The organism is Paraburkholderia unamae (genome assembly GCF_003268775.1).
Classification (GTDB): domain Bacteria; phylum Pseudomonadota; class Gammaproteobacteria; order Burkholderiales; family Burkholderiaceae; genus Paraburkholderia; species Paraburkholderia unamae.
The window spans coordinates 56,750-80,383 of sequence record NZ_QLSU01000011.1 but is presented as its reverse complement, the minus strand read 5'-3'; the positions used below and the strand labels follow the sequence as shown (position 1 = coordinate 80,383).

The 23,634-nt window shown below is 67.1% G+C and carries 24 protein-coding genes and 1 riboswitch; of the genes, 12 read left to right on the top strand and 12 right to left on the bottom strand.

Going from position 1 to position 23,634, the window contains the following annotated elements:
* Positions 1 to 7: 7 nt before the first annotated feature.
* The 3 genes from C7401_RS19330 to C7401_RS19320 all read left to right on the top strand — a co-directional run bounded on the left by C7401_RS19330 (position 8) and on the right by C7401_RS19320 (position 3,862).
* Positions 8 to 682, top strand: a complete 675-nt coding sequence (locus C7401_RS19330) for an HAD family hydrolase (RefSeq protein ID WP_112173002.1) — start codon at positions 8 to 10, stop codon at positions 680 to 682.
* Positions 683 to 901: 219 nt separating this feature from the next.
* On the top strand, positions 902 to 1,816 hold the full coding sequence (locus tag C7401_RS19325; protein ID WP_224038765.1) for a glycosyltransferase family 2 protein: 915 nt from the start codon (positions 902 to 904) through the stop codon (positions 1,814 to 1,816).
* A gap of 60 nt (positions 1,817 to 1,876) precedes the next feature.
* Positions 1,877 to 3,862 carry a PAS domain-containing hybrid sensor histidine kinase/response regulator gene (locus tag C7401_RS19320; protein ID WP_112173000.1) on the top strand — a complete coding sequence of 662 codons (1,986 nt, stop codon included), beginning with the start codon at positions 1,877 to 1,879 and terminating at the stop codon, positions 3,860 to 3,862.
* A gap of 23 nt (positions 3,863 to 3,885) precedes the next feature.
* Here the strand turns inward: C7401_RS19320 and C7401_RS19315 are convergent, their stop codons facing one another.
* Both C7401_RS19315 and C7401_RS19310 read right to left on the bottom strand, forming a co-directional pair.
* Positions 3,886 to 4,719 carry a class II glutamine amidotransferase gene (locus C7401_RS19315; protein WP_112172999.1) on the bottom strand — a complete coding sequence of 278 codons (834 nt, stop codon included), beginning with the start codon at positions 4,717 to 4,719 and terminating at the stop codon, positions 3,886 to 3,888.
* Positions 4,720 to 4,798: 79 nt separating this feature from the next.
* Entirely contained in the window at positions 4,799 to 5,476 is a 678-nt protein-coding gene (locus tag C7401_RS19310; RefSeq protein WP_112172998.1) for a MarC family protein, read from the bottom strand.
* A 257-nt stretch (positions 5,477 to 5,733) separates the two neighbouring features.
* Here C7401_RS19310 and C7401_RS19305 point away from each other — a divergent pair, with 257 nt between their 5' ends.
* Together C7401_RS19305 and C7401_RS19300 are read left to right on the top strand one after the other, a co-directional pair.
* Positions 5,734 to 5,949: a DUF3311 domain-containing protein gene (locus tag C7401_RS19305; protein WP_112172997.1), complete on the top strand. Its 216-nt coding sequence runs from the start codon at positions 5,734 to 5,736 to the stop codon at positions 5,947 to 5,949.
* Positions 5,946 to 7,421, top strand: a complete 1,476-nt coding sequence (locus C7401_RS19300) for a sodium:solute symporter family protein (protein ID WP_112172996.1) — start codon at positions 5,946 to 5,948, stop codon at positions 7,419 to 7,421. The genes C7401_RS19305 and C7401_RS19300 overlap by 4 nt, the downstream gene beginning before the upstream one ends.
* A 57-nt stretch (positions 7,422 to 7,478) precedes the next feature.
* Here C7401_RS19300 and C7401_RS19295 read toward each other — a convergent pair whose 3' ends face one another.
* Together C7401_RS19295 and C7401_RS19290 are read right to left on the bottom strand one after the other, a co-directional pair.
* Positions 7,479 to 8,096, bottom strand: coding sequence for a glutathione S-transferase family protein (locus tag C7401_RS19295; RefSeq protein WP_112172995.1), 618 nt, complete (start codon positions 8,094 to 8,096; stop codon positions 7,479 to 7,481).
* A gap of 13 nt (positions 8,097 to 8,109) precedes the next feature.
* Positions 8,110 to 8,475, bottom strand: coding sequence for a YciI family protein (locus tag C7401_RS19290; RefSeq protein WP_112172994.1), 366 nt, complete (start codon positions 8,473 to 8,475; stop codon positions 8,110 to 8,112).
* Between the two features lie 114 nt (positions 8,476 to 8,589).
* On the opposite strand from C7401_RS19290, the gene C7401_RS19285 reads away from it, so the two are divergent.
* Entirely contained in the window at positions 8,590 to 9,036 is a 447-nt protein-coding gene (locus C7401_RS19285) for a MarR family winged helix-turn-helix transcriptional regulator (protein ID WP_112172993.1), read from the top strand.
* 3 nt (positions 9,037 to 9,039) lie between these two features.
* Here C7401_RS19285 and cobM read toward each other — a convergent pair whose 3' ends face one another.
* From cobM to cbiE, 3 genes are read right to left on the bottom strand one after another with little or no spacing between them, the layout of a single operon-like run.
* Positions 9,040 to 9,771 (bottom strand): precorrin-4 C(11)-methyltransferase, encoded by a 732-nt coding sequence (cobM, locus tag C7401_RS19280; protein WP_112172992.1) that lies wholly within the window; start codon positions 9,769 to 9,771, stop codon positions 9,040 to 9,042.
* Positions 9,768 to 10,511, bottom strand: a complete 744-nt coding sequence (locus tag C7401_RS19275) for a cobalt-precorrin-6A reductase (protein ID WP_112172991.1) — start codon at positions 10,509 to 10,511, stop codon at positions 9,768 to 9,770. Before C7401_RS19275 ends, cobM begins: the two co-directional genes overlap by 4 nt.
* Positions 10,508 to 11,731, bottom strand: a complete 1,224-nt coding sequence (gene cbiE / locus C7401_RS19270) for a precorrin-6y C5,15-methyltransferase (decarboxylating) subunit CbiE (protein ID WP_258397147.1) — start codon at positions 11,729 to 11,731, stop codon at positions 10,508 to 10,510. Before cbiE ends, C7401_RS19275 begins: the two co-directional genes overlap by 4 nt.
* A gap of 110 nt (positions 11,732 to 11,841) precedes the next feature.
* Positions 11,842 to 12,038, top strand: a riboswitch (cobalamin riboswitch).
* 132 nt (positions 12,039 to 12,170) lie between these two features.
* Here cbiE and cobG point away from each other — a divergent pair.
* The 4 genes from cobG to cobJ are packed head-to-tail and all read left to right on the top strand — an operon-like array spanning position 12,171 to position 16,574.
* Complete coding sequence (gene cobG, locus C7401_RS19265) at positions 12,171 to 13,517, top strand: precorrin-3B synthase (protein ID WP_112172989.1); 1,347 nt, start codon at positions 12,171 to 12,173, stop codon at positions 13,515 to 13,517.
* On the top strand, positions 13,510 to 14,136 hold the full coding sequence (locus C7401_RS19260) for a precorrin-8X methylmutase (RefSeq protein ID WP_112172988.1): 627 nt from the start codon (positions 13,510 to 13,512) through the stop codon (positions 14,134 to 14,136). The genes cobG and C7401_RS19260 overlap by 8 nt, the downstream gene beginning before the upstream one ends.
* Positions 14,137 to 14,868, top strand: a complete 732-nt coding sequence (locus C7401_RS19255) for a precorrin-2 C(20)-methyltransferase (protein WP_112172987.1) — start codon at positions 14,137 to 14,139, stop codon at positions 14,866 to 14,868.
* The gene (gene cobJ / locus C7401_RS19250) at positions 14,856 to 16,574 is read left to right on the top strand and encodes a precorrin-3B C(17)-methyltransferase (RefSeq protein WP_181565619.1); all 1,719 of its coding nucleotides are present in this window, start codon (positions 14,856 to 14,858) and stop codon (positions 16,572 to 16,574) included. The genes C7401_RS19255 and cobJ overlap by 13 nt, the downstream gene beginning before the upstream one ends.
* A 135-nt stretch (positions 16,575 to 16,709) precedes the next feature.
* Here cobJ and C7401_RS19245 read toward each other — a convergent pair whose 3' ends face one another.
* Together C7401_RS19245 and C7401_RS19240 are read right to left on the bottom strand one after the other, a co-directional pair.
* Positions 16,710 to 17,513 (bottom strand): DUF4189 domain-containing protein, encoded by an 804-nt coding sequence (locus C7401_RS19245; RefSeq protein WP_112172986.1) that lies wholly within the window; start codon positions 17,511 to 17,513, stop codon positions 16,710 to 16,712.
* A gap of 53 nt (positions 17,514 to 17,566) precedes the next feature.
* Entirely contained in the window at positions 17,567 to 18,058 is a 492-nt protein-coding gene (locus C7401_RS19240) for a YcfL family putative periplasmic lipoprotein (RefSeq protein ID WP_181565618.1), read from the bottom strand.
* Positions 18,059 to 18,302: 244 nt separating this feature from the next.
* Here C7401_RS19240 and C7401_RS19235 point away from each other — a divergent pair, with 244 nt between their 5' ends.
* Complete coding sequence (locus C7401_RS19235; protein WP_112172984.1) at positions 18,303 to 19,085, top strand: alpha/beta fold hydrolase; 783 nt, start codon at positions 18,303 to 18,305, stop codon at positions 19,083 to 19,085.
* On the opposite strand, the gene C7401_RS19230 is transcribed toward C7401_RS19235, so the two are convergent.
* Both C7401_RS19230 and C7401_RS19225 read right to left on the bottom strand, forming a co-directional pair.
* Positions 19,082 to 20,053 (bottom strand): helix-turn-helix transcriptional regulator, encoded by a 972-nt coding sequence (locus C7401_RS19230; protein WP_181565617.1) that lies wholly within the window; start codon positions 20,051 to 20,053, stop codon positions 19,082 to 19,084. The two genes, C7401_RS19235 and C7401_RS19230, sit on opposite strands and share 4 nt — an antisense overlap.
* A gap of 257 nt (positions 20,054 to 20,310) precedes the next feature.
* Positions 20,311 to 21,894: a sensor domain-containing diguanylate cyclase gene (locus tag C7401_RS19225; RefSeq protein WP_181565616.1), complete on the bottom strand. Its 1,584-nt coding sequence runs from the start codon at positions 21,892 to 21,894 to the stop codon at positions 20,311 to 20,313.
* A gap of 170 nt (positions 21,895 to 22,064) precedes the next feature.
* Here C7401_RS19225 and C7401_RS19220 point away from each other — a divergent pair, with 170 nt between their 5' ends.
* Positions 22,065 to 23,021, top strand: a complete 957-nt coding sequence (locus C7401_RS19220) for a flagellar brake protein (protein WP_309251998.1) — start codon at positions 22,065 to 22,067, stop codon at positions 23,019 to 23,021.
* A 12-nt stretch (positions 23,022 to 23,033) separates the two neighbouring features.
* Here C7401_RS19220 and C7401_RS19215 read toward each other — a convergent pair whose 3' ends face one another.
* Positions 23,034 to 23,552: a vWA domain-containing protein gene (locus C7401_RS19215; protein ID WP_112172980.1), complete on the bottom strand. Its 519-nt coding sequence runs from the start codon at positions 23,550 to 23,552 to the stop codon at positions 23,034 to 23,036.
* Between the last annotated feature and the right edge of the window lie 82 nt (positions 23,553 to 23,634).

Genomic DNA, 23,634 nt, shown 5'->3' with positions numbered 1-23,634 from the left:
GTTCCCCATGCGCACCGAAACGGCATTCTTGTTCGACCTCGACGGCACGCTCGTCGACAGCGTCTACCAGCACGTGCTCGCGTGGAAGGAAGCCCTCGACGCGGACGGCATCGAGCTTTCGGTGTGGCGCATCCATCGCCGCATCGGCATGAGCGGCGGCCTGTTCATGAACCAGTTGCTGCGCGAGACGCACGAGGCCATCTCGCCGGAGCGCATCGCCCGGCTCCAGCAACTGCACGCCGACGCCTATCGCCGCCACTCCGACCAGGTGCGCCCGCTGCCCGGCGCACGCGCGCTGCTCGACGCGCTCACCGCCGCGCAGGTGCCGTGGGCCATCGCCACGAGCGGGCGGCTCGCCACGGCTTCCGTGAACCTCCAGGCGCTCGGCGTGGACCCGGCCGTCACCACCGTCGTCACGCGCGACGAAGTGCGCCACGCCAAGCCCGACCCCGATCTTTTCGTGGGCGCGGCCCTGCGCCTGAACGTGCCGATCGAGCGTTGCATCGTGGTAGGCGACAGCGTCTGGGACATGCTCGCCGCGCAGCGCTGCCGCGCGCTCGGCGTGGGCTTGCAGTCTGGCGGCTACGGCACCGAGGAACTGGAGCGCGCGGGCGCGCTGCGCGTGTACGAAGATCCCGCCGATCTGCTCGCCCATCTCGACGAAATCTGTGCGCGCGACTGAGCGCCCTGAGTGCGCCCTGAGTGCACCCTGAGCCGCGCGCACGAAACTTGCGCACCTCGAAATCGTGCAGTGCAACGCCGCTGCCGCGCCATGTGCTGCATGTCGCGCGCCAACGGCGTATGCTGACAAGGGTCAACTCGACAACTCTCCGACCGGCTCGCGCCCCCCGCTGCGATGAATGCCTCCGCCCATGCCTCCGGTTCCCCAAGCGCGCCGCGCGTGACAGTGGTCGTGCTCACGCGCAACCACGTGCGTCAGGTCGTCGATACCGTTGCGCGCCTCACCGCGCTTCCCGAGCAGCCCGACGTCATCGTGGCCGACAACGGCTCCACCGACTCCACCGTGAGCCTGCTGGCCTCGTTGTTCCCGCAGGTGCGCATCGTGCAGTCGCTGGGTGACCGCGGCATGGCCGGCTTCAATCGCGCCGTGCTGCTTGCCCGCACCGAGTATGTCGCGTGCTGCGATGACGGCACCTGGTTCGCGCCGGGCGCGCTTGCCCGCGCGGCGAAGCTGCTCGACGCCCACGCGCAGGTGGCCGTGCTCAACGCGCGCGTGGTCGGCGGCGACGAGCGCGAGATCCACCCGGCCTGCCTGATGCTCGCCGCCACCTCGCCCGGCGCCGACAACCCCGCCGGCCCGGTGCTCGCAAATTTCATGGCGGGCGCGTGCATTTTCCGCGCGAGCGTGTTCCGCGCGCTCGGCGGCTACGAAGCACGGCTCTCGCACGGCGGCGCGGAGGAACTCGCCGCGCTCGACCTGCTTGCGGCCGGCCATCAGATCGCCTACTGCGAGCAGGCGCTCGCACATCGCGAGCCGCTGTATCACTGGTTCACGCGCGCGCAGCATTGTGCGCGCGCGCGCAACGCGGCCTGGGTTGCCTGGATGCGCCTGCCCATGCGCGACGCGCTCGCGGCCACCGGGCGCGCGCTCGCCGTGTTCGCGCGCCAGCGCTCGCTCGGGCCCGCCGGCGTGGCGCTGCTGCGCGGCGCGTTCTGGACCTGGCGCCGGCGCCGCGTGGTGCCGCCGCACGTCGTGCTGCTCACGCGCCAGGTGCGCCGCGCGGAACGCCACGTGCGCGCAGGTATTCCGGCCATGGCCGAAAAGTACGACCGCTCGGGCCAGCGAGCGTGGTAAGCTGCGGCGCCCGCCGCGCGCGGGCGTCCATTCAAGAGGCTCATTCCAGACCCGAGGACCATGACGACGCCCGACTCCGGCATCGCCCCGCACGGCAGCCCAGCGCAACCTCCCGAAAAGCCCCCGACCGAAGGCCATAGCGAACGGCGCTTCGAGGCGCTCGTGCAGCCCATCGAGGACTACGCAATCTTCCTGCTCGACACGCACGGCCACATCGTGAGCTGGAATCGCGGCGCGGCCCGCATCAAGGGCTACGAGGCGCACGAGATCATCGGGCAGCATTTCTCGCGTTTTTACACCGAAGAAGCCAAGGCGCGCCGCTGGCCCGATCACGAGCTGGAACAGGCCGCGCTGCACGGGCGCTTCAACGACGAAGGCTGGCGCGTGCGCAAGGACGGCACGATGTTCTGGGCCAACGTCGTCATCACCGCCCTGCGCGAGCGCGACGGCTCGCTCTCGGGCTTCGCCAAGATCACGCGCGACCTCACCGCCGAGCGGCGCCAGGTCGAGGCGCTGCGCCTGTCCGAAGAACGCTTTCGCCTGCTCGTGGAGAGCGTGACCGACTACGCGATCTTCATGCTCGATCCGCAGGGCTACGTGGTGAGCTGGAACACCGGCGCGACCAACCTGAAGGGCTACCGCCCGGCCGAGATCGTCGGCCAGCATTTTTCCGTGTTCTACCCGCCCGAGGACGTGAGCGCCGGCCTGCCCGAGTGTGAACTGCGGCGCGCGGCCGACGAGGGCCGCATGGCGACCGAAGGCTGGCGCGTGCGCAAGGACGGCTCGATGTTCTGGGCCAACGTCACGCTCACCGCGGTGCACGACAGCCACGGCCGCCTCACCGGTTTCGCCAAGGTCACGCGCGACATGACCGAAAGCCGCCGCACCGACGAGCTGGAGCATTCGAGCGAGCAGATGAAGCAGTTCCTCGCCATGCTCGCGCACGAATTGCGCAACCCGCTCGCGCCCGTGCGCAACGCCGTGGCCACCATGCGCCTCATGGACGCGCCGAGCCCCGAGATCGAGCGCGCGCGCGAAATGATCGACCGGCAGATCGTGCACCTCACGCGGCTCGTGGACGACCTGCTCGACGTCGGCCGCATCACCTCGGGCAAGATCGAACTGCGCGAGGCGCCGCTCGATTTGTGCGAAGTGGTCACGCACGCCATCGACGCCGCGCAGCCTTTCACCTCGGCGCGCAGCCAGCACGTGGAGGTGCGCATGCCCGCCGCGCCGCTCACCATGACGGGCGATCACACGCGTCTCGTTCAGGTGCTGCAAAACCTGCTGCACAACGCCTCGAAGTTCTCGCCCGACGGCAGCCGCATCGTCGTGGACGTGCGGCCCGCCGCGCGCGCCGTGCAAATCCAGGTGAGCGACGAGGGCCGCGGCCTGCGTCCCGGCACCTTCGAGTCGATCTTCGGCCTCTTCAGCCAGGACCGCTCGATGCCGGGTCCGGTCGAAAACGGGCTCGGCATCGGCCTCATGCTGTGCCGCTCGCTCATCGAGTTGCACGGCGGCACGATTTCCGCCACGAGCGAAGGCCACGCAAAGGGCAGCACCTTCACGATCCGCCTGCCGTTCGCGCGCGAAGCGACGCATCCCGCGCACGCCGCGCCGCTCACGGCGAATGCGGCGGAACTCGCGGCGCTCGCCGAAGCCGGCGTGCCGCCCATGCGCGTGCTCGTGGTGGACGACAACCGCGACTCGGCCGACAGCCTCGCGATGCTGCTCGAACTCAAGGGGCACGACGTGCGCGTGGCCTATAGCGCGGCGCACGCGCGCGAGGAAGTGGACGGCTTCACGCCGAACGTCGCGTTCATCGACATCGCCATGCCCGAAATCGACGGCTATGCCGCCTTACGCGAACTGCGCGCGCTGCCCCCGCTCGCGCACACGATGTTCGCGGCGATGACGGGCTTTGGCCAGGCCGCCGACGTCGAACTCACGCGCGAGGCGGGCTTCGAGATGCATCTCGTGAAGCCGGTGGACGCCGCGCTGTTCGACGAAGCGATCGCCCTCGCGGCGGCGCGGCGCAAGCGCTAAGCCGCTGGCGCGCTCAACCCGCCTTAAGGCGCGACGGGCACGAACGGTCGGTATTCCACCTCGGCCCCGCGCACGACAATCGCTGTCGACTCCGGCACCTCGGCCCAGACCTCGGGCCGGTCGCCCAGCGGCTCGGAGACGAGCAGATACGCGTCGTCGCCCGCCGCCGTGATGCGCGGATCGTCGGGATACAGCTCGCGCAAATGCCGGAACGACGTGGTGTGAAAAAGCGAGCGCGAATTACGCTCGCTCGAATAGCGCGCGGCGACGATCTGCTCGCCGTCGCACGCGCATACCGTCATGTTCAGCGCCGGCTCGATGCCGTGCTTTTTCGCGGTGGCCTCGACGAAACCGGCCATGCGTTCGAGCGCGGTGACGGGCTCGATTTCGAGTCCGAATGTCATCGCCAGATAGAACATGGTTTCCGAATCGGTCGAACCTTCGAGCGCATTGAAACGATCCGGATCGATCGCCACGAGCAGGTCGCGCCGGATGAGCGGGTAGCTGCGAATCAGCCCGTTGTGCGCGAAGATCCAGCGCCGGTGGCGAAACGGATGGCAGTTGGTCTCCTGCACCGGCGTATCGGTCGCCGCACGGATATGCGCAATGAACATGGGCGCGTGCACGGCGCGCGCAAGCTCGCGCAGGTTGCGGTCGTTCCAGGCCGGATGCACGCTGCGGTAGCGATACGGAATGTCGTGCGGGTCCTGGAACCAGCCCATGCCGAAGCCGTCGCCATTGGTGGTGGTGGCACCCTTGGTGGAGTGCAGGCTTTGGTCGATCAGCGAATGGCGTGCGTGAAACAGCACGGTTTCGAGCTGCACGGGGTTGCCGGAATAGGCTAGCCAGCGGCACATGATGGTCTCCTTCGAAAGGTTGCTTTCGTATGCCGCCCGCTTGCGTGTTCAGCTTGCGTGCTTCGCCTGTTTAGACCGCTTACTTCACGGCGCGCAGGTCGGCGATTGGCGTGAGAAAGCCGGTCAATCCTGTGAGTATGATCTGCACCCCGATGCACAGGAGCAAGAACGACGATACGCGCATGGCCACGCGCGTGCCCTCCACACCGAGGTATTGCGAAAGCCGCGCGGCGCGGCTGTATACGTAATAGATCACCAGCATGACAAGCGTGGAAATCACGATCGATGCGAAGCTCGAAAGCAGCCACGCCGACAGCTTGTGCGTGCGGTTGGCGTTCAGCGCGATGGCCGTAGCGATGGAGCCGGGGCCGGTGGTGAGCGGAATCGTCAGCGGGAAAAAGGCCTTGCCGGAAGCCGAACTCGCGCTCATGGGCTTGATCGGGTGATCGACCGAGGCCGGTTCGGGCTCGGGCGCATTGAGCATTTGCCAGCCGCTCACGGCCACCGCGAGGCCGCCGCCGATACGCAGCGCTTCCATCGAAATGCCGAAGAAATGCAGGATGGGCGTGCCGACGAAAAACGCCGCGACCAGCACGAAGAACGCGTTGATCGCCACGCGCTTGGCGAGCAGGCGACGTTCTTCGTCGGTGAGGTTCGCGGTACGGTCGAGAAAGACAAAGGCGACGCCAATGGGGTTGATGATGCTGATCAGTCCGGTGAAACCGAACAGGATGTCTGAAATCAGGCTTTCGATCATGAAGTCGATCCGTTAAAGGCAAGCGGCGTACGGCGCGCCGGGCTGCGAGAAGTGTAGCCGGATCGGCGTTTCGCGTGCCTGATCGATGTCGCCCCGATCCCCGAAAAATGGCGCGTTGCACCAATATTTACCGTCCCTTCCCGGCAAACCCTTCAGTAATTTTGGCAGCTTTACGGGGCGCGTTCACAAGCATAGAGTGGATTGCCTCGCACCCCGGCGCGACGTTTCTTTTCTTCTCATATGAAAGAGGAGTTGCCATGTCACTGAGGTTGCTCGCTGCCTTGCCCTTTATCGGCATCCTTCTGGGGGTGCCGTTCGTCAATCGCACCGAGCCGCTCGTGCTCGGCATGCCGCTCGTGCTCGCGTGGATCGTCATGTGGGTCGTGCTGACCGCGGCGATCATGGGGATCATCTACCGGCTCGATCCCGTCAACCGGACCGCGGCCGACATGGATGCGGAGGTGCGGCCATGAGCGCCCTCCTCATCATCGCGGCGATCACCGTCGTCGCGCTCTACCTCGGCGTGCGAGCCCGTCGCGGGCACGACATGAGTCTCGAGCAGTGGTCGGTGGGCGGGCGCAGCTTCGGTACCGCGTTCGTGTTCCTGCTGATGGCGGGCGAGATCTACACGACCTTCACGTTTCTGGGCGGCAGCGGCTTCGCGTACGGCAAGGGCGCGCCCGTCTATTACATTCTGGCTTACGGCACGCTTGCGTACATCCTCTCGTACTGGATGCTGCCGCCCGTATGGCGCTTCGCGAAGCAGCACCGGCTCGTTTCGCAGCCGCACTTTTTCGCGCGCAAATACCAGAGCCCCGCACTCGGCGTGCTCGTGGCGTGCGTGGGCGTGCTCGCGCTGGTGCCCTATCTCGTGCTGCAACTCAAGGGCCTCGGCATCATCGTGACGACGGCCTCGTATGGCGCGGTTTCGTCGACGGCGGCCATCTGGATCGGTGCGATCGTGGTCACGGCCTATGTGATCGCTTCAGGCGTGCGCGGCTGCGCATGGAACTCGGTCGTGAAGGACACGATGATTCTCGCCATCGCCGTGTTCCTCGGCATCTACCTGCCGATTCACCACTACGGCAGCATGAGCGAGATGTTCCGCGCCATCGACGCCGCCAAGCCCGGCTTCCTCACCTTCGCGCCGCGCGGCCAGAGCGTGACGTGGTTCCAGTCCACCGTGCTGCTCACGGCGCTCGGTTTCTTCATGTGGCCGCACACGTTCATGTCGGTCTATACCGCAAAGAACGAACGCATTTTCCGCCGCAACGCGATGATCCTGCCGCTTTACCAGCTCATCCTGCTGTTCGTGTTTTTCTGCGGTTTCGCGGCGGTGCTCAAGGTGCCGGGCCTCAAGGGCGCCGACATCGATCTCTCGCTCTTCCGTCTCGCGCTGCAAACGTTCGATCCGTGGTTCGTGGGCGTGATCGGCGCGGCCGGCGTGCTCACCGCACTCGTGCCGGGCTCGATGATCCTCACCACGGCTTCCACGCTGCTCGCCAACGACGTGTATCGCGGCGGCCTCGTGAAGAACGCCGACGACGCGCGCGTGGCGAAGCTCGCGCGCCTCTTCGTGCCGGTGATCGCACTCGTGGCGGTGGGCTTCACGCTGCGCGGCGGCGAAACGATCGTCGCGCTGCTGCTGATGGGCTACAACTTCGTCACGCAGTTGTTCCCGGCGTTGGTGTGCAGCCTCTCGCCGCGCAATCGCGTGACGAAGCAAGGCGCGTTCTGCGGCATCCTGGCGGGCGTGCTCGTGGTCATCATCACGACGCTCACGCACCTGAGCGTGGCGCAACTGATTCCGTTCGCACCGGATGCGATCAAGGACGTCAACATCGGCTTCCTCGCGCTGTTCGTGAACGTGATCGTGCTCGCCGTGGTGAGCATGGTGACGCAACCGCGCACGCATGTGGATCACGAGCATGCGCGGGCGCATTGATTGACATGACGTTTCAGGGAAACAGCCCGATCAGTCGGTACTGATCGGGCTGTTTTTTTATGCGGCCTTGCGCGCATCGGCAATACGCTGCGGCGCCTCGGGCCGCGCATACAGATGCTCCAGATACGCCTGCAAGCGCGGAAAGCCTTCGAGCAACTGCACTTCGTTGGCCCAGTCCATCAGGTACACCGTCACGCAGTCCGCAACCGAGAGCCGGTTGCCGACGATGAACTCGCGCCCTTCGAGATGCTTGTCGAGCACCGCCGCCATGGTCTTGAAGTCCTCGCGCGCCAGCTCGATATCGGCCGGAAGTCGCTTGTCCGGCGGATAAAGAAACGAGTGCCGCGTGATTCTCCAGAGCGGCTGCTCAAGCTCGGTGACGGCGAACAGCGTCCAGCGATAGGCCTGCGCCCGTTCGTCGAGATTCGTGGGCAAGAGTCCCTTCTCCGGATACTTGTCCGCGAGATACAGCACGATCGCCGCCGACTCGGGAATCACACGGTCGCCGTCGATCAGCACGGGCACCTTGCCGGCCGGATTGACGCGCAGGTATTCGGGCCGCCGGTGCTCGCCTTCGAGCAGATTGACCGAGACGAATTCGAAGTCGGCGTCGACTTCCTTCAGGCCCCACAGCGCGCGCTGCGAGCGCGTGCCGGCAAATCCGTAAAGTCTCATGGCAAGCCTCCGTTCAGGCGCCGGGAATCGGTAGAACCGGCATCACTTCGACGGAATCGCCGGGGAAAATCGAGAAATGCGGGTGACCTTCGAACAGCTTCGCGGCCTCTTCATGCGACGCCGCACGCACGACCGTGAAGCCCGATAGCGCGTTGGACGTATCCACGACGCCCTTTTCGCCGATGGATTTCGTCTTGCCGACCGGCCCGCCAAAATCGGCGATCGACGCCTTGTGCTTTTCGACCCACGCATGCCATGCCGCAATGCCCTCCTTTTCCCGCGCGTGCCGCTCTGCATCGGAAAGCGCCGACCACGCCTTCATGCGCGGGTTGTCCTTAGTGCCGAGAAATACCGCGAGAAACAGCTTCTGATCGCTCATGTGTCCTCCGTCTGCTGATCTGGGTGCCGGCGCGATGGCGGGTGTGAAACCAGGGCAACGTCGGGTCGCCCCTCCGGCCTTGACAGAATAGGTTGATATCAACACAATTGCAACATGGCCAGCGCAAAGAAACTCCCCTTCGAAACCACGCTATTGGTGCGCGATTGCTGCCTGTGCTTGCATATGCAGCGGGCGGCGCGCAACCTTGCGCGCATTTTCGACGAGGTTTTGCGCCCGCTCGACCTCACGAACGGGCAGTTCTCGCTGCTGATGTCGCTGAACCGGCCGCATCCACCGGCCATGAAAGACGTGGCGTCGCTGCTGGCCATGGACCGCACCACGCTCACCGCCGCGCTCAAGCCGCTGGAGCGGCGCGGCCTGGTGGTGATCGAGCAGGACCCGGAGGACAAGCGCAGCCGCCTCCTGAGCCTCACGCCCGAGGGGCATCAACTGCTCAACGAGGCGTTTCCTTTGTGGCAGCAAACGCACGAGGCAATCGAACAACCGTTTGCCGAAGGCGAGGTCGACAAGCTGCGCGCGCACTTGCGCGCGCTTTCCTGAAACCTAGCGCTTCGACGCCCCATACAGCGTCGAATCGGCGAACCCTTCGGCCGCAAGCACACGCCCGACGAGAATGAGCGCCGTGCGTTCGATATCGGTGGCCTGCACTTTTTGCGCGATGTCCGCGAGCGTGCCGGTCACGCGTTCCTCGTCGGGCCAGCTCGCGCGATAGATCACCGCAACCGGGCAATCTTCGCCATAGTGCGGCAGCAATTCCTCGACAATGCGCGCGATGTGGCGCACGCCAAGGTGAATGGCGAGCGTCGCCTTGTGGCGCGCGAGATCGCCAAGCTGCTCGCCTTCGGGCATCGACGTTTTCGTGGCGTAGCGCGTGAGAATCAGCGTCTGCGAAATGCCGGGCAGCGTGAGTTCGCTGCCGAGCGCGGCGGCGCACGCGGCGGTCGCGGTCACGCCGGGCACGACTTCATAAGGAATGCCGAGCATGCGCAAGCGCCGGATCTGCTCGCCGATCGCGCCATAGAGCGAAGGGTCGCCCGAATGCACGCGTGCGACGTCCAGCCCCTGTGCATGCGCGTCTTCGAGCAAGGCGACGATCTCGTCGAGCGTGAGCGGCGCGGTGTCCACCACCTTGTGCGCGCGGTGGCCTTCGAGCACGGCGGGCGGCACGAGCGACCCCGCATAGAGGATGACCGGGCAACTGCGCACGAGGCGCTGGCCCTTCACGGTGATCAGCTCGGGGTCGCCCGGACCCGCGCCGATGAAGAAAACTGTCATGCGTTGAAACTCCGCTGAGTGTAGTGCGCGAGCGCCTCGATCGCGGCTTGCGCCGAGGCGAATTCGCGTTGCGCGTCCGGCAATGTCGGCCGCCGCATCATCACCACGGGCAGACCCATTTCGCGCGCGACCGCGAGCTTCGCTTCCGTGGCCGCCCCGCCGCTGTTCTTGCTGACCACGACGTCGATGCGCGCCCCGGTGAAAAGCGTGCGCTCGCCTTCGGGCGTAAACGGCCCGCGTGCATCGATCACGCGTGCGCGGGCGTGGCCGGGGTGGGCGTCGAGGCAACGGATCGTCCAGTGCTGCAACTCGGGCACTTCGTCCAGGTGCGCGAGCGGCTCGCGACCGAGCGTGAAAAGCGGCCGCGCGAACGGCGCGAGCGCTTCGGTCACGCCCGCCCAGCCGCTCACCATGCGCCAGTCGTCGCCGGGCTGCGGTTGCCAGGGCGCGCGGCGCAACGCCCAGTACGGCACGTTTGCCGCTTCGCAGGCGCGCGACGCGTTGGCGCTGATTTGCGCGGCATACGGATGCGTCGCGTCGAAAACGAGCGCGATGTGCTCGTCCGCGAGAAAGCGCGTGAGCCCTTGCGCGCCGCCGAAACCGCCCACGCGCACCGCGCAGGCGAGATCGGCGGGCACGCGGCCGAGGCCCGCGAGCGAGTAGACATGCGCAGGGCCGAGCGTGCGCGCGATCGTCAGCGCGTCGCCAGTGCCGCCCAGCAGCAGGATGCGCGCCGTCATGGCTTGACGGCCTCGTAGAGCGTGACGGGCAGCGCCTGGCGCCACGTGTCGAAGCCCCCCAGCGGCTGCGCTTCGCCGATGCCGATGCGCGTGAGCGTGCCGCCATGCTGCGCACGCCACGCCACGAGCGCCGCTTCGCTTTGCAGCGTCACCGCGTTCGCGACGAGCCGGCCGCCCGGCGCGAGCGCCGCCCAGCACGCGTCGAGCACGCCCGGCGCGGTCACGCCGCCGCCGATGAACACGGCGTCGGGCGTGGCGAGGCCCGCGAGCGCATCGGGCGCGCGGCCCGCCACGAGTTGCAGGCCCGGCACGCCGAGCGCCGCGCGATTGTGCTCGATGAAGCGCTGGCGCTGCGCATGCGCCTCGATCGCGATCGCGCGGCAGGCCGCATGCGAACGCATCCACTCGATGCCGATCGAGCCGCTGCCCGCGCCCACGTCCCACAGCAGCGCGCCGGGCGCAGGCGCGAGGCGCGCGAGCGTGAGCGCGCGCACGTCGCGCTTCGTGAGCTGGCCGTCGTGGCGGTAGGCGTCGTCGGGCAGACCTGGCGTGAGCGTCCAGCCGTGCGTGTGCGCCGGGGCTTCGCCCGTACATTCGAACGCGACCAGATTGAGCGCGGCGGCTTCTTCGACTTGCCACGCGTCGGCGCGGCCGTCGATGCGGCGCTCGCACGCGCCGCCCAGATGCTCGAACACGGCGAGGCGCGTCGCGCCAAAGCCCGCCTCGCTCAGCAACGCGGCGAGCGCCGCAGGCGTGCGCCCGTCCGAGCTCAAGGCGAGCACGCGCGAGCGGGTGTACAGATGGCGGCGCAGCGCGTCGAGCGGACGGCCGACGAGCGAGACCGTCGCCGTGTCCTGCAACGCCCAGCCAAGGCGCGCCGCCGCAAGCGAAAGCGACGAAGGCGCGGGCAGCACGCGCATTTCACCGGGCGTCACGTGGCGCGCGAGCGTCGCGCCCACGCCGAACAGCATGGGGTCGCCGCTCGCGAGCACGCACACGGGCAGATTCGATTCGCGATGCGCGAGCAGCGCCTCGACGCTGAACGGCTGCGGCCACGGTTCGCGCCGCGCGCGCACGCGCGACGGCAGCATCGCGAGATGACGCGCGCCGCCCGTCACCACGGCCGCGTCGAACAGTGCGCGCCGGGCGTCGCGCACGAGCCCCGCGTAACCCTCGTCGCCGATTCCCACCACCGTCAGCCATGCCTGCCTGCCCTGCATTCGTTCTCCGTCGTTGCTCATCGCTCTGCGACATCTCGCGCGCAAGCCCCTTTGCCGGGCGGAGCGCGCCTGAAAACGGGCATAATACCGTGTCCGCCGGCGCCGTTAAGGCAACTTTGCGTGAGACCGGAGCCAAGCGCCGAAGCGCTGACTCCGGGCCGCAAAAAAAGGGAACACAGCACGCTGTGGCCGCCCCCGCGACTGTAAGCAGCGAGACCGCATCCACCCGCGCCACTGGTTTTACCGGGAAGGCCGATGCGGCCCACGACCTGCGAGCCAGGAGACCTGCCGGCCGAACTGTTCGCACGAACCCATATCGGGCGGGGTGTACCGATATAGCGGCCGTTTTCCCGCCTGCCACGCGGGTTGCGCGCCGCACGTGCCATGCTTACCCGATATTCCCTTGACACACGAATCAACGCCCGACTCGCCCCTTGCCATGCTGGCCGCGCTCCGCCCATCGGCGTGCCCGGGGCTCGTTCGCGTGGTCGCGGCGCGTGACGGCGGTCTGTGCCGCATCCGCCTCGCCGGAGGCGTGCTGCACGCTGCCCAGGCGCGCGCGCTGGCCGACGCCGCGCTGGCGCACGCGAGCGGCGTGCTCGAACTGACGAATCGCGCCAACATGCAGATTCGCGGCGTGCGCGCGGGCGAAGAAGCGGCCTTGAGCGCCGCGCTGATCGGCGCGGGTCTGGGCCCGGCCGGCGTGGACGCGACGAGCGCGATCGAGCGCGCGTGCGCCGCCGACGAATTGCGCAACGTGATGCTGAGCCCGTTGGCGGGCCTCGACCCCGCCGCCTGCGACACGACAACGCTCGCCGCCGCGCTCATCGACATGATGCAGCGCGAGGCGCGTTTTGCTGCGCTTTCGCCGAAGTTCGCGCTGCTGATCGACGGCGGCGAGCGCATGGCGATGCGGGAGCATCCGCATGACATCTGGCTCGCCGCGCAACGGCATGGCGCGACGCTGCGATTCGCGGCGGGCCTGGCCGGCTGCCCCACCGAAGCGCCGATTGGCCTGCTCGCCGCCGACGATGTGTGCGGCTCGATACGCGCGTTGCTGCATGCGTTCCTCGATCTCGCCGGCGCGGACATCACGCGCATGCGCGGCGTGCTGGTCGCGCACGGACTCGAAGCGCTGCTGCACCGCGCACAGCAGCACGGCAAATTCTCGCTGATGCGCGACGACGCCGCGCTGCGAACCTGGCGGCGCGACGCGAGCGACGCCGACCTGCGCCTCGGCGCGCACGCGCTGCACGCCGACGGCAGCGGCTACGTGGGCGCGCAGCCCGCGCTCGGCCGCCTCGACGCCGCGACCTTGCACGCGCTCGCCGCCCTCGCTGAAGAAGCGGGCGACGCGACGCTGCGCATCACGCCGTGGCAAAGCCTGCTGCTGCCCAACGTGGCGGCGCAGGCGATGCCCGCCATGCTCGACCGCCTGCGCGCGCTCGGCCTCATTGGCACGCGCGCCGCGCCGCTGGCGCGCCTCATCGCGTGCACGGGCTCGACGGGCTGCGCGAAAAGCCGCGCGGACACGAAGGCCGACGCGCAGCGTCTCGCGGCCCTCCTGCCCGCCGACGCCGAAGCTCACCTGAGCGGTTGCGAGCGCTCCTGCGCGGCCGCGCATCGCGCGCCGTTCACGCTGCTCGCGCAGGCGCCCGAGCACTACGACCTCTACCGGCGCGACGACGCTGCACCCGGCTTCGGCCAACTCGTCGCGCCCAACCTGACCATCGAAGCCGCCGCGCAGGCCATTGCGCGGCGGCCCCGGAGCACCCCCGATGTCTGATTACATCCGCGACGGCCAGGCGATCTATCGCGAGTCGTTCGCGACGATACGCGCCGAAGCCGACCTCTCGCACATTCCCGCCGACCTCGAAAAACTCGCCGTGCGCGTGATCCACGCGTGCGGCATGGTGGACGTCGCCGCCGATCTCGCGTTTTCCGCCGGAGCGGGCGCGGCGGGCCGCCAAGCCCTCGCGCAAGGCGCGCCGATTCTCTGCGACGCGAAAATGGTCGCCTTCGGCGTCACGCGCGCGCGTTTGCCCGCGAACAACGCGGTGATCTGCACGCTCGACGACCCTGCCGTGCCCGAACTCGCGCGCGAGATCGGCAACACGCGCTCGGCCGCCGCGCTCGAACTATGGCGGCCGCATCTCGCGGGCAGCGTGGTTGCGATCGGCAACGCGCCCACCGCGCTCTTTTATCTGCTCGACATGATCGCGGCCGGCGCGCCGCGCCCCGCGCTCATTCTCGGCTTTCCCGTGGGCTTCGTGGGCGCGGCCGAGTCCAAGGCACAGCTTGCGGCCGAGCACCACGACGTGCCGTTCGTGGTCGTGCACGGCCGCCGCGGCGGCAGCGCGATGGCCGCCGCCGCCGTCAACGCACTCGCTTCGGAGACCGAATAAATGACCCGTAAAGGACGTCTGCATGGCATCGGCGTCGGCCCCGGCGACCCCGAGCTGCTCACGCTCAAGGCGCTGCGCCTGCTCAAGGCCGCGCCCGTGGTCGCTTATTTCGTGGCCAAAGGCAAGAAGGGCAACGCGTTCGGCATTGTCGAAGATCATCTCGACGTGGAGCAGGAACGCCTGCCGCTCGTCTACCCGGTGACGACCGAAGCACTCGAACCGCCGCTTTCCTATGAAGCGATCATCGCCGAGTTCTACGACGGCGCGGCCGAAGTCCTCGCGCGCCATCTCGACGCGGGCCGCGACGTCGCCGTGATCTGCGAAGGCGATCCGTTCTTCTACGGCTCGTACATGTACCTGCACGACCGGCTCGCCGCGCGCTACGAGGCCGAAGTCGTGCCTGGCGTGTGCTCGATGCTGGGCGGCGCGGCGGTGCTGGGCGTGCCGCTCGTGTACCGCAACCAGAGCCTTTCGGTGCTCTCGGGCGTGCTGCCCGAAGACGAACTGCGCCGCCGCCTCGTTGAAGCGGACGCCGCCGTCATCATGAAGCTGGGACGCAACTTCGACAAGGTGCGCCGGGTGCTGGGCGAACTCGGTCTCGCGCATCGCGCGCTTTATGTTGAGCGCGCAACGATGGCGAACCAGCGCATCGTGCCGCTCGACGAAGTCGATCCCATGGCGTCGCCCTACTTCTCGCTGCTCGTCGTGCCGGGGGCGAAATGGCAGTCGTGATGCCGCCCGCCATCGTGATTCTCGGGCCCGGCGCGCTCGCCACGGCGCGGCGCGTGCAAACGCTTTACGCGGACTCGCAGGTGCACGCGCTGCAAGGCCGCGTGGATGGCGACGTTGCATTCGGCGAACTCGGCGCGCATCTGCGTGAATGCTACATGCGCGGCATGCCCATCGTCGCGCTGTGCGCGGCGGGCATCGTGATCCGCTGCCTCGCGCCGCTGCTCGCGAACAAGGGCGCCGAGCCGCCCGTGCTCGCGCTCGCCGAGGACGGCAGCGCCGTCGTGCCGCTGCTCGGCGGCCTCACGGGCGTCAATGTCATGGCGCGCGAGATCGGCGCGGCGCTCGCGGTCGCACCGGCCATCACGACGAGCGGCGAGTTGCGCTTCGGCGCCTGCCTGCTCAATCCGCCCGAAGGCTACGCGCTCGCGAGCCTCGCACAGGGCAAGCGCTTCGTCTCCGACCTGCTTGCGGGCGCGACGACGCGCATCGACGGCGACGCACTGTGGCTCGAAACCGTCGACCTGCCGCGCGACGCGGCCGCGCGCCATGCGATCCGTGTGAGCGCGCAGACCTGGAGCGGCAACCCCGACGACCTCGTGATTCACCCGCGCAGCATCGTGGCCGCCGTGAGCGAGCCTCGCGAAGCGCTTGCCGAACGCGTGCGGCGTGCGCTCGATGCGCAGGGGCTCGCGCCGCTCGCGCTCGCGGCGCTCGTCGCACCGGCGGCGCTCACGGGCGATTCATCGCTCGCGCAGGCGGCAAACGAGCTGGGTGTGCCACTGCGCTTTGCCGATACCGCAGGGCATACCGCGCTGGATGCGCTCGACGCGCTCGATTCAGGAGCGCAGGTCGAGCGCTACGCGCCAACCGAAGACGGCATCGCGCTTGCCCGCGCGGCCGCGCCGCTCGACCCGCTGACGCTTGGCCGCGCGCGCGGCAAGCTCACGGTGCTGGGGCTCGGCCCCGGCCGCGCCGACCTGCTCGCGCCCGCCGCGCGCGCAGCGCTCGACGACGCCACCGATATCGTTGGCTACGCCACCTATGTGGAGATGGCCGGCCCGTTTCGCGCGGACCAGCAGCGCCACGCCACCGACAACCGCGAAGAATTGCAACGCGCGCGCCACGCCTTCGAGATGGCGAGCGAGGGGCGGCGCGTGGCGGTCGTCTCCTCAGGGGACCCCGGCGTGTTCGCCATGGCCGCCGCTGTTCTGGAAGCGCTGGAAGGATCGGACGACGCGCGCTGGCATGCCGTGGAACTCGCGATCGTGCCCGGCGTTTCCGCGGCGCTCGCCACGGCGGCCCGGGCGGGCGCGCCGCTCGGCCACGACTTCTGCATGCTGTCGCTTTCCGACAATCTGAAGCCGTGGTCGGTGATCGAAAAGCGCCTGCTGCACGCTGCGCAGGCCGATCTCGTGATGGCGTTCTACAACCCGATATCGCGCGCGCGGCCCTGGCAACTGGACCGCGCGCTGGAAATCGTGCGCGGCGTGCGCGCGCCGCAAACGCGCGTCGTGCTGGGCCGCGACGTGGGCCGCCCCGGCGAAACGCTGCGCGCCACGACGCTCGGCGCGCTGCGTCCGGAGGACGTGGACATGCGCACAATGGTGATCGTCGGATCGTCGGCCACGCGCGGGTTTGCTCGCGGTGACGGGGGCGAGTGGATTTATACGCCGCGGTGGTATCGGGAGGATGAAGCTTCAGGCTGAGCGCCGCGAGCACGTCAGCCGATCATCGCGAACAGCACGTGGTGCGGGCGCTCGCCTGTACAAGCGCCCGCACCACCATCGCCTTATCGACGGCCTCCCGTTGATTGCCTGGCACAACTGTTCAACCGGGGCCCATCAGTTGCAGGCAGACAACTGAATGCTGCACCCCTGTCCGCCTGCGCTGGTGCATTCATTGATCGCTGTGGATTCCGCGTTGGTCATGGAGTTTCCACTTGCCGCGCCCCAGGCGAGGTTACTACCGACCGCCAGCGCGCCGCATTGGCCCGTGCCGAAGACCACAACGGTCCCGCATCCGGCAACGCCGTTCGATGCGCAAGCGGAAACAGCGGCGCTGTCCGCAGCCGACTGCGAGGGGTAATCGTGCGCAATCCCTTCACTCAGCAGGCGGGTCTGGTTGCCGGATGCGGCGACGGCGCCATAAAGATTGCTCGTTCCGGTCGCTCCACCGTTCGAGCCAGAACTGCCAGTGCCGGTGGTACTGGTCGTGCCGCTGCCGGTAGTCGAGGCGCCGCTGCAATCGATCGCGATCGTAGTGCCGGTCGGGACGATTTGAGCCAATGTGGTCGTGCCGAGGCAATACAGCACCGCGATTGTCGAGCCATTCGAGCCCGCCGCGTTTGTGACGGTGGCAAACGGCGTCCCGTTCAGGTCGACCGTCGCACTGCTCGTCGAAGCAAGCTTTACGTTCGAATATTCCGTGTTGTTGTAGTAGAGGTCGCCATCGGTCAGAAACTGAACCTGGACGTTATTGGCCGCAAGCACGACAGAGCCATTGCTGCTGCCTGACCAGTTAATGAAGCTCGGGCCGGTGGGCCCGGTGGAAGCGGCATCTCCACCGCCTCCGCTTCCACAGGCCGACACCAGAACGGCAGAAAGAATCAACAAAAAAGCACGCTTGAGAAACCGGCAGGATTCCATTTCGCTCACCTTGTTCGTTTTGTCACCAGGGCCTGCTCGTTGAGCACGCCGCGTCAGAAGTTCTTGCCGAGACTAAGCTGAAGTCGATAGCTCGACGCAGCAGGATCGGCGGTCGTCAGCGAAACCGATTGAGCCGAATTGCCGTTGATGGCAATGCCGCTCCATGGAACACGCCCGGAGATCGCGTTTCCCGTCTGATCGAGCCAAACGACGCGGTAATAGACACCCTGGCTGCGGCTCGATGAGTTGGTGAAGACAACGGATACGGCCAATCCTTTTCCACTGGCCGCGCTCGATAGCGATGTCACGGCGACATTCGCCATGGGCTCGTAATATTCGATTTTTGCATCGTCCACAGCGGGCCCCGCCGCGCTTGCCGGAATCGGAACAACGAGCGCAAGGAGCAAGGCCATGCAGGCAGTAGACTGCACGCAGTGCAGGCTCGCGCGCCGGGCAAATGTGTGCTGCGCCAAATGTTGAGAAGGCGTTTCAGCAGCAATCAAACTAGTGTTCTTCATGTCGATCTCGCTATCGGGTTGATCCACGAACCAAGGCCTGATGCCATCGCCTGAGTCACCGTTCGATACAGCGTGTGAACCCGGCGCACCCGCAGAGAAAACGCCCGGCGCACGCGCGCGTACCACACGTGGATGCAAACTAGCAGGACGCGCGCGCCCGTCGCAATAATGCAAATGCATCATTGGCGTGACGCAACGGTTGAAGTGAAATGACCGGCGACACTTCCGCGCGCTGTCTGCAAACCGCATCGCGTCGGAAACAGGAGTTAGCATGGCGCCCACGTTATTTCTGCATGGCGGCCCTGGTCTTTCTTCATTCGCCGAGCGCGAGCTATATGGGCGCACGCTTGCGATCCACTGGTGGGACCAGCCGCGCTCCGTCGTGATGTTCACGCATCCTTTTGGCGCGCTGGTGGAAGCCGCGGAGGACGAAGTCAAGACGTTGGTACGCGCAACCGGGGCGCCTGTCGACCTGGTGGCGCATTCGTTCGGAGCACATATCGTGCTGCGCCTCATCAGCCGCATGCCGGACGAGATCGGCAATGTGTGGCTGATTGCCCCGATTCACGACATCGGCGCGGCGTTCGTGCGACTCGCAACGAGGCTGCTCCAGCACTCACCGTCGTTGGAGCAGCTTCTCGCCGCGCTTCTGGACTTCAAGGCACAACGCGACCACGCGCGCTTCGCGCGGCTGTCCGCTCAGGTCATGAGCTTTGCGAACTTCTTCGATCTCTACTGGAGCGCCCGCGCCGATGCGCGCCGCGTGTGGTACCTCGACCTGATCGCACGACATAGCGTTGTCGATGCGAATGCCTTCGAGGTCATATTGCGAGACTTCTGGGCCGAAGCCCCGGTAAGCCTCCCACTGCCGGCCACGAGCGCGGGGCCGAAGGCTGTTCAAGTCGTGTTTGGGCGAGACGACCCATCGATCGAACTGGAAGCCGAGCGCGCCGCGTGGCTAAGACTGTTCCCGCTCGCAACCTGTACGGAGATCAGCGCAGGCCATTTCGTCCATCTGGAAACGCCAGCGTCGCTCTGGTGGAGGACCGCCTAGCAATCGACACGCTTTAGCTGCTGCACGAGTTCGGCATTCGTATGCACACCGGCACACTCGTGGATGGCCTGGAGATGGTTGCGTACCGTCGCGGGCGCAATGCCAAGCAACTTTGCGATCTCCTTGTGCGTGCGACCGGCGGCGACCAGTCGCGCAACGCCGAGCTCGCGCGGCGAGAGGTCGTCCACGGGCAGCCGTGACCGGGCGCGAACGAATACGGCGTTGCATACGTGCTCGACGTAGAACAGCACCATGCGGCCTCGCCAACGCGGCTCGCCCTGCGCCCTGATCAGATAGACCAGGTCGCGAGGCAAGGTGCGATGCAACAGATTGGGCCACTCGTGCCTGAGCATGTCGAGGAATAGGGGCTCCACGTAGCGGAAATACCCCGCCGCATCGCAAATCGCGAGCGACCACTTCACATCACCGTTGCGAGGCCTCATACGTTCCATCTGGAACGCGTGGCTCGTCTTCAGCGCTTCGCGCAAATGGGGAAACGCAACTTCGAGCGTGCGGCGCTGGTCTTCGTTGAACGGCTTGTGCTCGTAGGCCCCATACAGCGAAATGGCTTGGTGCAGGCCCGTGTCGTCGTCGCGATGCCCAACGATCAAACCTTGCACGTGCCGGTAACGCTCCACGTATTGAAGCAGCGCGGGATTGGTCGAGGGACTATAGAGCGCCCGGAGGTTGCTGTTCAGGACGACGTCCAGATTATCGAGACACCAGCGAGCGGCGCGGTCGAGCTCCCTGCAAGCCGCGTAGTCTTCCAACGTTTCAAGGGTGTCGTTGTACAGATAGGGGGCGTGAAAGTCGACGCCGCGTTCATCACGGCAGGCCGTACCCCAGCGCGCAATATCGAATGGCACGAGACGCTTGAGCAGTGACAGCGCATGTTCCTGAAAGCGTTCGAACGGGACTTCCCTGGCGGCGGCATGCAAGGAAAGGAAAAATGCGTCGAGGTCCTGCATGGGAGCCTCCATCCGGAAAGTCCGAAATGCATGCCCCGGCAAGATCAGCCATACCTCCATCAAATCATCATCGTCGTTTGGATATTTAATAGAAAATTTTCAATCCGTACGCAAGTGAGACTATGTGGGCGACCGCACAGATATCGCTTCCCTCACATAGGCTCCGTTGATTTTCAAAATCAATACACGCGATTTAAATTCGCAATGCTTTTAAATACCGATGAGTCGCGCATCCATTTCATTGGACAACAAATCGCTTACGCCTTCGGCAACGTGGGCAGCGAATCCCGCGGGTCGGGCGGCGCGCCTTCGAACTCACGCGCCTTCACCTTGTTGCGCCCGCCCTCCTTCGCCGCGTAAAGCTCGGCGTCGGCGGCGCGCAGCAGCGCCTGCGCGCCCTCGCTCTCGCGCGGCACGCAGGTCGCGCTGCCGATGCTCACGGTGACCGCGCCATATTCGCTGTGCTCGTGCACGATCCCGAGCGACGCCACCTCGCGCCGCACCGCTTCCGCAATGATCACGGCGCCGTCGAAATTCGTCGCCGGCAGGACGACCGCGAACTCTTCGCCGCCGTAGCGCGCCACCATGTCGGTTGCGCGGCGGCTCGCCGCCCGAATCGCACTGGCCACGGCGGCGAGCACCTTGTCGCCCTCCGAATGGCCGTAAAAGTCGTTGAACAGCTTGAAGCGGTCGATGTCGACGAACAGCACGGAAAGCGGCTCGCCCTGGCGTCGCGCGCGCTGCCACTCGGACTCCATCCGCTGATCGAGCGCCCGCCGGTTGAAGAGTCCCGTGAGCCCGTCAGTCACGGAAAGGCGCTCGAATTCCTTCTGCGTTTCGAGACGCCCGCGCATCGAGAGCGCGAGCATCCATGAAGACGCGGCGATGAGCAGGCCGAAAACCACCGCCATCGGCGCGTAGATCCACAGGCGGTGGCGCCACGCGGCCAGTGCGCCGTCGAGCGATGGCGCGACGACCGCGATGAGCGACGTGTGCGGCACGCGCTTGAACGTATGGATGCGCACAATGCCGTCTTCGGGGTCCACGCCGATGAACGAGCCCGAGCCCGTCTTCAGCATCGGCTGGATGTCGCGCCGCGCGCCGACCTGCGCGCCGACCTCGTATTCGGAGTACGGGCGGCGCGCAAGCATCGTCCCATCGCTCAGCATGATGAACATCGTGCCTTGCGGGTCGACTTCGACGCGATCGAACAACTGCTGGAAATAGGCGAGCCGCAGCGTGAGCAGCACGACGCCGTCGAACGAGCCGTCGTAGTTGCTCACGCGCCGCGACAAGGCAATCGAATAATGGCCGTCGCGCGCGCGCGAGCGGATCGGGTCGGAGACGTACATGCCGACCGAGCGGTCGCGTTGCGCCATGAAGTAATCGCGATCCGCGACGTTGAGGCCGGGGTAGGTTTCACCGTCGCGCGATTCGACGATATGGCCGGTTGCGTCCGCGTAGAACGCGTCGTCGAGGTAGGCGCCCGTCGCCACGCGGCTGAACAGCAGCTTGCGGCGGATGTCGGGCGGCAGGTCCACGGTGCGCGGGTCGCGAATGCTCTCGACGGCGTCCACCAGCAGGAGGTCGTAGATGCCGAAATTGGCCTCCAGGTCGTTCGACATCAGCGCGACGAGCGCGGCCGATTGCTGTTGCGTGCTCTCGATCGCCTGCCGGCGTTGCTGCATGAGCCCAAGCAGCACAATGGCGACGATGGCCGCGCCCACGAGCGTGCCCATCGTGCCGACGATGAACGGATGGATGCCCACCCACTGCATCAGAGCCTCGTATCCTCGGCGCACCACGCCTGCGAATCGCAAACATCGTCTCCAGAGCGTCATGCGGCGTTTCCTTTTGCCGGTCGGTGCGAAGCGGGTAAATGGGCGAGTTCGGGGAGGCTTTCGAGCAATCATACTGCGCCTCGCGCGCACGGCGCTTCAAACTGGAGCGTCCGCGGAAAAGACGTGATCGACCCACCCTAAACTTCCCTTTCACCGCGCCGTAAAACGGAGTGAACCCGTCAACCGTCCATCACGCGCCGATGACCATCCAGACCACCGAAACCGACGCACCCGCAGCCGATATCGCCCCGCTCACGCCCGACGCCATCCCGATTGGCGAACCTCTTGCCTGGCCCGTCGTCGATCGCGACGGCACCCTGCTGCTCGATGCGGGCGCGGTGCTCGTGGGCGAGGCCGAGCGCGCCTTTCTGTTCCAGCACTTCGCCCCGCATCGCGGCGACGTGGAGCGCGGCGAGTCCGCGCCCGAAGCCACGGACCCGGCCGGCGCGGCGGCCAGCGTGCGCGACATGCACCTGACCATCGGCGCGCTGATGGGCCTGCGCCCGCAAATGGGCGCAAGCGGCGCCCCCATGCAGCCGTGCCGCCTGATCGGCTTCGCGCCGAACGATGCCTTCTTCATTACGGCGCCCCATGCGGACGGCCGCTCAGGCAACATCGCGCCGGGCGAAAACGTCGAGATCGTCGCCATCGCGAGCCAGGCCGTCTATCGCTTCGTCTGCACCGTGGACGCCGTCTGCCAGGCGCCGCTCGATTACCTCGTGCTTTCGAAGCCCGCCAATATCCGCCGTCTGCGCGAGCGCCGCTCGATCCGCGTGCGCGCGCAGTTTCCCGTGCGCTACGGCATTGGCGAACAAGGCGAGGGATACGACGGCGTGGCGCTCGCGCGCGGCATCAGTGCGCTCGGGCTTTCGGTCAGCGCCGCGTGGGCCGTGGGCAAGGTTGGGGAGCGCCTGCGCATTGCGTTCAACCTGCGCTCGGGCGAAGCCGACACGCCGATCGAAACCAGCGCGATCATCCGCAACGTGCAGGTCGATCCGGGCGACGCCGCCAACGCGACGCTCGGCCTGGAACTGGACAGCCTCACGCCCGCCGAACAGATGGCGATGAAGGTCTATGTGTTCGATCGTCAGGATGACGTACTGTACTGGACCGGCAGCATGCGCTAAAGCGCGGCCGCTTCACCCAGGCAGCGCTTGTGCGTCGAGGCACTCGCCGGACCACGCCTGCGCGAGCGCCTCGCAACGCCCCACGCGCACGGCGCCCAGCTCGCAGTCGATCACGGTGACGTGATCGGCATGACGCGGCCGCGCGGGCCACTGCGTGGTGCGCCCGTCGCTGAACAGCCAGAGATGGCGCGCTTGCCCCGGATCGCGGCGCGCCGCCGTTTCGAGCAGGTGCGCCGCGCGGCCGATTCCTGCTTCAAGCGGCGTGCCCCCGCCTCCGCCGATCGGTTCGATCCAGCGTTCATTCCACCAGCGCGGCCCCGCGGGCCCGAAACGCAACTCGGCACGCGCGCCGCCGAAGGCAACCAGTGCCACGTCCACACGCTCGGCGCGCGCGCGGTCGAACAACGCGATCAGCAGGCCCTTGGCGAGCGCGAGCTGGCCGCGCGCGAGCATAGATGCGGAACAGTCCAGCACGAAGCAATGCAGCGCGCCCGAACCCGTGGTGCGCTTCGCAAAGCGCAGATGCCGCATGTGCAGAGGTGCGGCGCGCTTGGCCGCAAGCGTGGGCGGCCAGGCAATGCGCGCGCCGCGCGCGGCGACTTGCGCGCGGCCT

Excerpts from the sequence above, each read along its gene's own strand:
- C7401_RS19330 (WP_112173002.1), top strand. The coding sequence starts at position 8 with ATGCGCACCGAAACGGCATTCTTGTTCGACCTCGACGGCACGCTCGTC.
- C7401_RS19320 (WP_112173000.1), top strand. The coding sequence starts at position 1,877 with ATGACGACGCCCGACTCCGGCATCGCCCCGCACGGCAGCCCAGCGCAA.
- C7401_RS19315 (WP_112172999.1), bottom strand. The coding sequence starts at position 4,719 with ATGTGCCGCTGGCTAGCCTATTCCGGCAACCCCGTGCAGCTCGAAACC.
- C7401_RS19310 (WP_112172998.1), bottom strand. The coding sequence starts at position 5,476 with ATGATCGAAAGCCTGATTTCAGACATCCTGTTCGGTTTCACCGGACTG.
- C7401_RS19305 (WP_112172997.1), top strand. The coding sequence starts at position 5,734 with ATGTCACTGAGGTTGCTCGCTGCCTTGCCCTTTATCGGCATCCTTCTG.
- C7401_RS19300 (WP_112172996.1), top strand. The coding sequence starts at position 5,946 with ATGAGCGCCCTCCTCATCATCGCGGCGATCACCGTCGTCGCGCTCTAC.
- C7401_RS19295 (WP_112172995.1), bottom strand. The coding sequence starts at position 8,096 with ATGAGACTTTACGGATTTGCCGGCACGCGCTCGCAGCGCGCGCTGTGG.
- C7401_RS19290 (WP_112172994.1), bottom strand. The coding sequence starts at position 8,475 with ATGAGCGATCAGAAGCTGTTTCTCGCGGTATTTCTCGGCACTAAGGAC.
- C7401_RS19285 (WP_112172993.1), top strand. The coding sequence starts at position 8,590 with ATGGCCAGCGCAAAGAAACTCCCCTTCGAAACCACGCTATTGGTGCGC.
- cobM (WP_112172992.1), bottom strand. The coding sequence starts at position 9,771 with ATGACAGTTTTCTTCATCGGCGCGGGTCCGGGCGACCCCGAGCTGATC.
- C7401_RS19275 (WP_112172991.1), bottom strand. The coding sequence starts at position 10,511 with ATGACGGCGCGCATCCTGCTGCTGGGCGGCACTGGCGACGCGCTGACG.
- cbiE (WP_258397147.1), bottom strand. The coding sequence starts at position 11,731 with ATGCAGGGCAGGCAGGCATGGCTGACGGTGGTGGGAATCGGCGACGAG.
- cobG (WP_112172989.1), top strand. The coding sequence starts at position 12,171 with ATGCTGGCCGCGCTCCGCCCATCGGCGTGCCCGGGGCTCGTTCGCGTG.
- C7401_RS19260 (WP_112172988.1), top strand. The coding sequence starts at position 13,510 with ATGTCTGATTACATCCGCGACGGCCAGGCGATCTATCGCGAGTCGTTC.
- C7401_RS19255 (WP_112172987.1), top strand. The coding sequence starts at position 14,137 with ATGACCCGTAAAGGACGTCTGCATGGCATCGGCGTCGGCCCCGGCGAC.
- cobJ (WP_181565619.1), top strand. The coding sequence starts at position 14,856 with ATGGCAGTCGTGATGCCGCCCGCCATCGTGATTCTCGGGCCCGGCGCG.
- C7401_RS19245 (WP_112172986.1), bottom strand. The coding sequence starts at position 17,513 with ATGGAATCCTGCCGGTTTCTCAAGCGTGCTTTTTTGTTGATTCTTTCT.
- C7401_RS19235 (WP_112172984.1), top strand. The coding sequence starts at position 18,303 with ATGGCGCCCACGTTATTTCTGCATGGCGGCCCTGGTCTTTCTTCATTC.
- C7401_RS19230 (WP_181565617.1), bottom strand. The coding sequence starts at position 20,053 with ATGCAGGACCTCGACGCATTTTTCCTTTCCTTGCATGCCGCCGCCAGG.
- C7401_RS19225 (WP_181565616.1), bottom strand. The coding sequence starts at position 21,894 with ATGACGCTCTGGAGACGATGTTTGCGATTCGCAGGCGTGGTGCGCCGA.
- C7401_RS19215 (WP_112172980.1), bottom strand. The coding sequence starts at position 23,552 with ATGCGGCATCTGCGCTTTGCGAAGCGCACCACGGGTTCGGGCGCGCTG.